This is a genomic window from Pseudomonadota bacterium (genome assembly GCA_026388215.1).
In the GTDB taxonomy this organism is placed as follows: Bacteria; Desulfobacterota; Syntrophorhabdia; order Syntrophorhabdales; family Syntrophorhabdaceae; genus JAPLKF01.
This window is the reverse complement of sequence record JAPLKF010000175.1, coordinates 1-7,609: the sequence shown is the minus strand read 5'-3', so window position 1 is coordinate 7,609 and position 7,609 is coordinate 1. Positions and strand designations below refer to the sequence as shown.

The window sequence follows — 7,609 nt, the reverse complement described above, 5'->3', positions numbered from 1 at the left end:
ATCTTGGGTGGTAGTGGTTTCTTTAAGGCATCCCTGAACCTGAACTTTAACTGTATCGGGTCGTCTTCATCATATAGGTCAGCAATCCTCTCCCGTCGGCTTAAGATATTCCCTACATTGTAAAAATTGGGGTAACCCTTAATGTTCTCAAAAAGAACTGCTGGTCCGCCATCAAGCGCCTTCTGAATACCGGCAATCTCGTAGATTGGGTCAACCTCTTCCTTCACATGGAGAACTTCACCTTTGCTGTCAAGATATTCCAGTGTGCCTCTAATATTTGTTACATCTTTCTTTTTCATCTTTACAACCTCCTTAATTATTTTTTAATTATAGTTCCCTTTCATTTTCAGGAAATCTATATTCTTATAATACCGTTATTCCCTGCTACCTACTGCTTTGAGTATGGTGGCGCCAAGACTACGCTTCTTTTTCACATCAGCCGTATTTGCATCAACAAACTGTATTGCTTTTGTTTCACAATATTTTACACACATTGGATCGCCATCACAGAATTCACATTTCGATACTTCACCACGTGAGAAGTTGTATACTATGCCACCGAATGGACAGTAAGCAAGGCATAGCCTGCAGCCGATGCATTTTTCATGATTTATCTTTATGCACCCAAGTTCTTTGTCTTTTGATATTGCTTTTACAGGGCAGACTTCCATACAGGCAGGTTCAAGGCACTGCTGACATATGGTAGGTATCTGCATACCATCCCATTCCCATTTAATTATCTTGATTCTGGCAAGTGAAGGATTACATACCCCCTCGTTGTGAACGGAACAGACATTTTCACAGAGCCTGCAGCCTGTACATTTTTTGTAATCAACAAGTATCATTTTTTCCATAATAAGCTCCTCTATTTTTAAATTAATGGTTCCATATCTAATTCAAGATGCTTCAACGTTTCGGGCGTCGGCACACCATTATTATCCCAGCCATGAAGCTCGTAGTATTCATCGAGCATTTTGTCATACTTTTTCCTTTCAATGTGCTTTCCTTTTACCGGTCCGAGACCATAAGGAAGCCCTTCCTTAAAGGATCGCTCCGGTGGATAATCATCTTTCCGTGTATGTCCTGCCTCTCTGTGATTAATCATCTTCTCCAGGGTATATATCCTTTCCCCGACCTCAAAGAGCTCATCAACAGTGAATTCGAGCCCTGCAATGTATCGGAGATAGTGAACCCATTCGTTCAAAGAAGGGAGGTTGGGGCTGAAAAAGACAGTTTGGAACTTGCAGGTACCTAATGCATCAACGACTGCATAGGTGTTCTCATGCCATCTGACCATTCTGGCCTTACCCTCATACGATCTATAATCGCTCGATACACGTCCTCCATAGAGTTTCTCGAGAACATCTTCGGGAAGATGGTAGTGATCAAGGGCAGGTCTACTTGTCAGATGGTCGGCACCCCTTGTTGATGTGGCTATCCCCAGGGAGAAGGATGGCTGCACCCTGTCTACGTTACCGAGCTTGCCGAGTCCTTTACAGTGCATGATATAGTAACCGACCTGGTCGCTGTATTTACTGAGTTCCTTGATCGCTCCAAGATGGCCTTTAGCCAGAATAGCTCCAAAACCCTCATTTTTGGCAGTAAGCTCTAACAATATTGGCGTAATCTCCTGTGCGTTTTCCCAGGATAAATCGAGGCCACCTGTAATCTCCTTATTGATAATCCCTCTCTGATAAAGTTCCATACAGCCCCGCACGAGATTGCACCAACCGGTTGTATCAATGCCATAGATATTTGCTAAGTGCCAATTGTAAAGCATATCTCCCCAATTGTTCAGGCCAAAGCTTCCCATAGCCGTCTGGGTATTGTACTCGGGGCCCTCTCCCAGCTCACCTGCCAAGGGTCCTTCTTTTAGCCGGAATTGATGTCTGCAGTGTACTGTGCAGCCGAAGCATCCTACCATTCCAACATTATATTCATCATGAAATTTTTCTATTGTCATATTATGCCAGTCACCGAAGGGGAACTTGTTTGTTTGCCCATTCATCCATTCGAGCAAGCCACTGGCGTTTGTTACATTCCAGATGTAGCTTGTCCCATCCACTGTCATAGCCTTGGCAACTTTCGTCATCATAATCTTATCAATAGCCTTTTTTGAGTACTCAAGGGCTTCCTTGGGATGGGCAAGACTTAACCCCTGGGTACCTCTTACAGCAATTGCTTTCAATTTCTTAGAACCCGCAATGCACCCTGTGCCCGTCCTGCCTGCAGCATTTTTAAGTCCTGTTCTGATATTTCCAAAAACCGACATATTCTCGCCCGCAATGCCAATGCATGCTACTTGCACCTCTTCATCACCCAGTTCTTCCTTAATAATTTTTTGAGTTTCAATTGTATCTCTTCCCCATAAATGAGAGGCGTCACGTATTTCAATTTCTCCATCGTGCACATATGCATACACGGGCTTTTTTGATGCCCCTTTAAATACAAGGTGCTCGAAGCCGGCAAATTTAAGTTCAGCTCCAAAAAATCCACCCATATTGCCCCTGCCGATAGCACCGGTCTCTGGGGATTTACCAGTCATTTGTGTTCTCGATGCTGCTGGAGCAACCGTTCCGGTTAAAAGCCCTGCATTTGCCATAAGAACGTTATCAGGGCCAAAGGGATCTGCCCCTGGTTTCAAATGATGATAAAGAAGATACGCTGCCATACCTCTTCCACCCAGAAAAAGGTGACGGAGTTTCTCAGGAATTGATTTCTTTGTTACCTCACCTTTTGATAAATCAATAATAGCTACCTTTCCTTTTAATGCCATTTTGAATCCTCCTCAATACCTGAATTGTCCGCTAAGCCCAATATTTTTGCCTGTCCTGCCCGCCACGCTATTTCATATTTAGTTCCACATTTTGGACAGGTGTAAAATTCTGCTTTCAGAGGTATATCCATCCTTGTGAAACAGTTAAGACACCTGAGAAGCCGATCTCTTGGTTGTTTCCTGGTTGATAATGTAACCATTATATGCACCTCCTTACATTTTTATGCTACCCTAAAGTAGATAAGGCCTTAATATGTTTAAATCTGCTATTCACAGACTGCTGGAGCTCTTCAATTTCCTTTTCTCTGAAATGAGAGAACCTGCCCTGCAATTTAATAAACTCCTTCACGGGTTTCTGTACAGGTGGTTCATAAGTAAACCGCAGTTTTCCATCTTCACATTCCCAAAGGGGGAAATAATTTGTCTCCACAGAAAGACGGCTTATTTCAATGGCACTATCACCAGAAGTACCCCACCCTGGTGGACAGGGCGCAAGTAAATGTATATATGATGTACCATTTTCAACGTTCATTGCCTTTGTTAATTTTTTTAGGTAATCCTCCTGGTATGCAATGGTTGCGGTAGCCACATAAGGTATGTTATGTGAAACCATTATCAATGGCACATCCTTACTGTTCTGCTGTTTTCCTTTGCGCGTAATTCCAACAGGTGAAGTGTAGGTGCGCGCCCCTTGGGGGGTAGTACTGCTTCGCTGATTGCCTGTATTCTGGTAACCTTCATTATCGTAACATACCGTAACGATATTCTCCCCCCTCTCCGCTGCACCTGATAGTGTCTGGAAACTCACATCCGAGACACAGCCATCACCAACAAATGCCACAAGTTTTACTTTCCGCCCTTTATGGCGGTAATATCTGTACACACCTGTCATACTTGAGAAAACATTTGTAAAAAGACATGATACATAGGTAGCCCGGCTACCGGGCATTGTCCCGAAACCATTCATCAGAATTGTCATACAGCCCGGACATCCAAAAACAATTACATCCTTATACGTTCCCAAAAGTTTTAGTGTAGACCGATAAGAAAGTTCTGCAGCACATCCAGGACATGCACGTGTTCCGGGTGAAAGAAAATCCTGATTTGATAGATAACCTTTGATCTTCTTACTTTGGAGCAAATCTATCGCACCATATGGGCATGCCTTCACACACGCAGGGTCACCACCACACATATCACATTTTATTGTCTTTCGACGCTCTACACTGTATGTTAACCCTCCATAAGGACAGGCAAGGGTGCACATGCCACAGCCAACACACCTGTCTTCATCTATCCGCACTACCCCATCATCAGCATTTTTGAGTATCGCACGACTCGGACATATTTCCATGCACTCTGGTTCACCGCACTGTGTACAGGTAACCACTCCATGATACCCAACCTCAGGTACATTGATGTGCCGTATGACGGGGGAGTCCATTTTCGCTGTTCTCTTGCTACATGCCTCTTCACAGAGCGAACAGCCTGGCGGACAGATGTTCTCCCTGCGCTCTAAAACATCATAACCCATTCTTCTCCTCACTTCTCCGCGTCATTTAATCCTGGTCCCCTGTTCATTCTCCATCATTAACCACAGGCTTACTTCACGTGGCCTGTCGAAGAGCATTTCTTTCTGCTCCACATCTATTGCCCCTTCGATCAGATACCGGAAAACACCAGGATCAATCTCTATATCTATAAATCTCGCTCCCACGAGCTTATCATCCTTAAACACGAGCTCCTTAAAATCCTCTGGTCCTCTTTTTCTGAGTGTATAAAAACCTTCTGTACCTGGTAATCCAATGGAAAAAGCAGTGTGTCCAAAAAACTTGAAAACATTCATCGATATCCAGCCTCTGTCTGCAACGTTTTCTCCTGCCATATTTGCACCGGCGATTCTGCCCTGAGTAATGGCATTCGGGGCTATTGCATTGATCCCGGGCTGGTTAAAAAAGTAATCAGTGGACTCCACTACATCTCCAGCTGCGTATACATCCGGGACATTTGTCCTCATATTTCTATCAACCAACACACCGTCATTAACCTTTATATCGGTATTTATCAAGAATCCTGTTCTCGGTGTAACACCTAAGCAGCATATCAGAAGGTCACTTGTGAGAAAAGTACCATCCGCAAGGTTCATTTTTATAGAACTGCCTTCGTGATCAACTTTTATGATCTCTTTTCCATTATAAAAGTTCCCACCATGTTGCTGAAAAATATTGGAGATTATTCTAATAGGTTCATTATCAAAGTATCGTCGTAATATTCGACTCCTTGCAACGATATCCACTCCATAGCCAGCCTCTAAAAGGGAGGCAGCAATTTCGAGAGAAACCAATCCTGCACCGTATAATGTCACCTTTTTTTTATTTTCCAATTTTTGAATGATATTCCTGCAATCAGCCAACGTATGACAACCAATAAAACCCACTTCTTCAAGCCCTTGTATGGGTGGTTTCATCGGTTCTGATCCCGAGGCAATTAGGAGGGTATCATAGCTATCCCGTTCCCCATCCCTGTAAACAATCTCTTTTGTATCTGTTCTCAGATGAACAACCTCCTTTGCCTTCTCAAGAGAACAGCCCATTTTTTCAAAAAAATTTTCGTCAGCAAGGGAAATGTTGTTTTCATCGATTCTTTTCGAGATTAAATACGGGAGAACAGCGGGGGAGTAAGGAAGGCAGTCTTCCATTGTGACCATTTTAATCTCATCATCTGTGTTTACTTTCCTTATCATCCTGGTTGCACTTAACGCAGCTATTCCAGAACCAATGATCAGATGCTTTTTTGCCATATGTGTATACCCCTGTTACTCAATATCAAGCCAGGTCACTTCTTTATACGGTGTACCCTTTGCAGCTGTAGCTGTCATATCAATTGCCTTTTCGATCTGCTCTATCGTTATGTCCGATCCGCAAAGTCCGCATATAAAATTGAGGAGCGGTACATTTTTTCCTGAACCATAAAGGGCAGCCTTTAATTCCATTAACAGGTTGCCGCAGTTCCATCCAAAACAGACATTTCTGTCAATTACTCCCACAGCCTTTCCATTTTTAAGCGCTTCTACCACCCTTTCTCTTGGAAAGGGCCTGAACATCCTAACCCTCACTAACCCGACTTTTATTCCCTCTTCACGCTTTTTATCAACTGCAACCATGGCTGTACCAGCACAGCTTCCAAGTGCCATTAAAATGATATCAGCATCCTCTGTTCGATATTCTTCTATCTGACCCCCATAGCCACGCCCAAAAAGCTCCTGAAAATCCTTTTCTATCTCTTCGAGTTTCGTTTTAGCCATCTCTGTGGCGATACACTGTTTATAGCGGTATTCGGTGCCTAAGTCGGGGGGCAAAAAGGGACCAAAGGTCAGAGCTGTCCCGGGATCCACAGAAGGGCTCATTTTCATAGGCGGTAGAAACTGATCTACTTTTTCCTGGGATGGAATTTCCACAGGTTCCCACTGATGTGAAAGGAAGTAACCATCATAACAGACCACAACAGGTATCCTTATTTCTGAATCTTCTGCCAATTTATATGCAATTATCACAGAATCAAAAATCTCCTGGCACGAACGTGCATGGATTTGAATCCACCCCGCTTCTTTAAACATCATAATATCCTGCTCACCGGCAGTTACCGCATGAGGAGCAGCCATTTCCCTGCATACATTAACCATTACAACTGGTAACCGAACAGTGGCATTATAGATACAGTTTTCATACATAAGCGCCAGTCCCTGGGAATTGGTTGCAGTGAATGTTCTACCACCAGCAAGTGCTGCACCCCTGAGTACACCCATAGCCGAGTGTTCACTTTCAACTTCTACCATCTCTGCCTTTAGGACACCCTCTGCATGAAAAGTGTAGAGGGTTTCAAGTATATCTGTCTGTGGCGTGATGGGATACGCACAAACTACATCAGGTTTACACAGGGTTACCGCATGAGCCGCTGCCCTATTGCCATCTAAAACCTTTATCTTGGATGGAGATTTCAACCCATCATTCACCTCATACCTCCATTACCATCTTGATAGCATGGACTGGACACGTTTTTGCACATAATCCACAACCTTTGCAATGATCCAGATCAACCCCGAAGTAGTTTCCCATGTCCTCTATACAGCCGGTGGGGCAATAGAGGCTGCAGATTTCACAATGACAGCACTTTGCTCTTTTAACTACCGGCTTCATATATCTCCACTCGCTGACGTTTACCACAAACAATTTTGTTGGATAAGCCCAGGCTGCGTCTAATTTTGTTTTAAACTGCATAATCTCTCCTTCAGTACCGTAGAACTGTTGTTTCGTTAAATCCTCTTTCAACACACCTTATATTTTTCTTAAGGAGGTCGCCGCTAAAGTATTCTGACAGACTTGACAGAATAGAATTGAGACCTATCCATTCTGTAGCACGGGCAAAAGCGCCGAGCATACATGTATTTGTAGCTGTAATACCTATCTCCTCCAAACCTATTTTCGTGGCGTTGACATAACCAACAACACTCAAATTCATTTCAGGATAGGAACCGGCTTCATGTCCATTCAAGACAAGGATCCCTCCGGGTTTGAACCCTTCAAATGTTGTTTTAGAGCCTATAAGTACAGGGTCTATCACTAAAAGGCAATCAGGATTATATACTTTCATTTTTTCCCTGATTGGTTTATCATCAACGCGAACAAAAGCCCTTACTGGTGCGCCACGTCTTTCAAAACCAAACTCAGGAAAACTTGTGGCCCACTTTCCTTCATGGACAAAGGCAGCCGCCAGCATCCTCGCACCGGCCATGCCTCCCTGACCACCTCTTCCATGAACCCTTATTTCCTTCAT

9 protein-coding genes are annotated in these 7,609 nt (G+C 43.7%); all 9 read right to left on the bottom strand.

What is annotated here, in order from left to right; all coding sequences use genetic code 11:
• Positions 1-299, bottom strand: a 299-nt coding sequence (locus NTU69_09875; protein MCX5803818.1) for a UbiD family decarboxylase, incomplete at its 3' end; no start/stop codon positions are given.
• Between the two features lie 75 nt (positions 300-374).
• Positions 375-854 carry a 4Fe-4S dicluster domain-containing protein gene (locus NTU69_09870; protein ID MCX5803817.1) on the bottom strand — a complete coding sequence of 160 codons (480 nt, stop codon included), beginning with the start codon at positions 852-854 and terminating at the stop codon, positions 375-377.
• A gap of 17 nt (positions 855-871) precedes the next feature.
• On the bottom strand, positions 872-2,776 hold the full coding sequence (locus NTU69_09865) for an aldehyde ferredoxin oxidoreductase family protein (GenBank protein ID MCX5803816.1): 1,905 nt from the start codon (positions 2,774-2,776) through the stop codon (positions 872-874).
• Positions 2,767-2,907 (bottom strand): hypothetical protein, encoded by a 141-nt coding sequence (locus NTU69_09860; protein ID MCX5803815.1) that lies wholly within the window; start codon positions 2,905-2,907, stop codon positions 2,767-2,769. Before NTU69_09860 ends, NTU69_09865 begins: the two co-directional genes overlap by 10 nt.
• Before the next feature lie 95 nt (positions 2,908-3,002).
• Positions 3,003-4,310: a thiamine pyrophosphate-dependent enzyme gene (locus NTU69_09855; GenBank protein MCX5803814.1), complete on the bottom strand. Its 1,308-nt coding sequence runs from the start codon at positions 4,308-4,310 to the stop codon at positions 3,003-3,005.
• 21 nt (positions 4,311-4,331) lie between these two features.
• A complete protein-coding gene (locus NTU69_09850) occupies positions 4,332-5,576 on the bottom strand; it encodes an FAD-dependent oxidoreductase (GenBank protein ID MCX5803813.1) in 1,245 nt (414 codons plus the stop codon).
• 15 nt (positions 5,577-5,591) lie between these two features.
• A complete protein-coding gene (locus NTU69_09845) occupies positions 5,592-6,788 on the bottom strand; it encodes a phenylglyoxylate dehydrogenase (GenBank protein ID MCX5803812.1) in 1,197 nt (398 codons plus the stop codon).
• Between the two features lies 1 nt (position 6,789).
• The gene (locus NTU69_09840) at positions 6,790-7,053 is read right to left on the bottom strand and encodes a 4Fe-4S binding protein (GenBank protein MCX5803811.1); all 264 of its coding nucleotides are present in this window, start codon (positions 7,051-7,053) and stop codon (positions 6,790-6,792) included.
• 10 nt (positions 7,054-7,063) lie between these two features.
• Positions 7,064-7,609: 2-oxoacid:acceptor oxidoreductase family protein (locus tag NTU69_09835; GenBank protein MCX5803810.1), on the bottom strand; the 546-nt coding region annotated here is incomplete at its 5' end.

Coding starts and splice junctions, on each gene's coding strand:
- NTU69_09870 (MCX5803817.1), bottom strand. CDS start 854: ATGGAAAAAATGATACTTGTTGATTACAAAAAATGTACAGGCTGCAGG.
- NTU69_09860 (MCX5803815.1), bottom strand. CDS start 2,907: ATGGATATACCTCTGAAAGCAGAATTTTACACCTGTCCAAAATGTGGA.
- NTU69_09840 (MCX5803811.1), bottom strand. CDS start 7,053: ATGCAGTTTAAAACAAAATTAGACGCAGCCTGGGCTTATCCAACAAAA.
- NTU69_09850 (MCX5803813.1), bottom strand. CDS start 5,576: ATGGCAAAAAAGCATCTGATCATTGGTTCTGGAATAGCTGCGTTAAGT.
- NTU69_09865 (MCX5803816.1), bottom strand. CDS start 2,776: ATGGCATTAAAAGGAAAGGTAGCTATTATTGATTTATCAAAAGGTGAG.
- NTU69_09855 (MCX5803814.1), bottom strand. CDS start 4,310: ATGGGTTATGATGTTTTAGAGCGCAGGGAGAACATCTGTCCGCCAGGC.